Consider the following 1,149-nt stretch of genomic DNA (forward strand, 5'->3'; position numbering starts at 1 on the left):
GATCACCTGCCGATGATCCCGCCACCTGCCACAACGCCCGTTGCTGACCGGCAGGAACGGCCGCAGTCGTTCCCACTCCGCATCGCTCAGATCACCCCGCCCCATGCCACATCAACGACCCAGACACGAGACAGTCACATGATCGGCCGGACAAGTCCTAGGTCCACGAACTGCCCCTCGGACAACCCGAGTTCCACCATATCCGCCGGATTGACCAGTACCACCCTGCGCCGTCCGTGGATGCCCCGGTAGCGGTCGTTGTCCGTATAGGGAATGGTGTTCCACTGGTCGTGGGAGCGCAGGGTCTGCAACAGCAGATGTCCCTCGGGGGCCCGCAGCATGTCCCAGGCGTTGCGGGTGAACAGGGCCTTGCCCGCGGGGGTGGCGAAGACCCCCTCGTTGACCGGATTGGGCAGCCTGATGCCACTGGGACGGGCCACCCGCCGGTTGAAGTCGTGGAACCCCGGAACGATGTGGGAGATGCGGTGGCGGATGGCCCCGTAGTCGGCCTCGAACTCGTCCCAGGGGATGCCGGCCTTGTCGCCGAGGGTGTGCCGGGCGAGCCGGCACAGGATGGCCACCTCGCTGAGCAGCAGTGTGGAGGCCGGTTTCAGCCGCCCATAGGAGGTGTGCACCTCGCTCATCGAGTTCTCCACGGTGACGAACTGCTCGCCACCGGACTGGGTGTCCCGCTCGGTGCGGCCGAGGGTCGGCAGGATGAGCGCGGTCCGGCCGCAGACCGTATGGGACCGGTTGAGCTTGGTGGAGATATGAACGGTGAGGCGGCAGCGCCGCATGGCCTCCTCGGTGACCGCACTGTCCGGAGCGGCCCGGACGAAGTTGCCCGCCAGCGAGAGAAAGACCTTGATACGGCCCTCGCGCATGGCCCTGATCGAGTTCACCGAGTCCAGCCCGTGGGCGCGCGGCGGATCGAAGCCGAACTCGCGCTGCAACGCGTCCAGGAAGGAGTCCGGCATCTGCTCCCAGATGCCCATCGTGCGGTCGCCCTGCACATTGCTGTGGCCGCGCACCGGGCAGGCCCCGGCTCCGGCCCTGCCGAGGTTTCCACGCAGCATCAGGAAGTTCACGATCTCCCTGATGGTCGGGACACCGTGCCGGTGCTGTGTCACTCCCATGGCCCAGCAGACG

Annotated in this window: 1 pseudogene; it reads right to left on the bottom strand. The window is 67.0% G+C overall.

What is annotated here, in order from left to right:
- Positions 1–158: 158 nt before the first annotated feature.
- Positions 159–1,149 (bottom strand): annotated as a pseudogene (locus KN815_RS30760) (molybdopterin dinucleotide binding domain-containing protein); the annotation flags it as partial.

The organism is Streptomyces niphimycinicus (assembly GCF_018883605.1).
GTDB classification, from domain to species: Bacteria; Actinomycetota; Actinomycetes; order Streptomycetales; family Streptomycetaceae; genus Streptomyces; species Streptomyces niphimycinicus.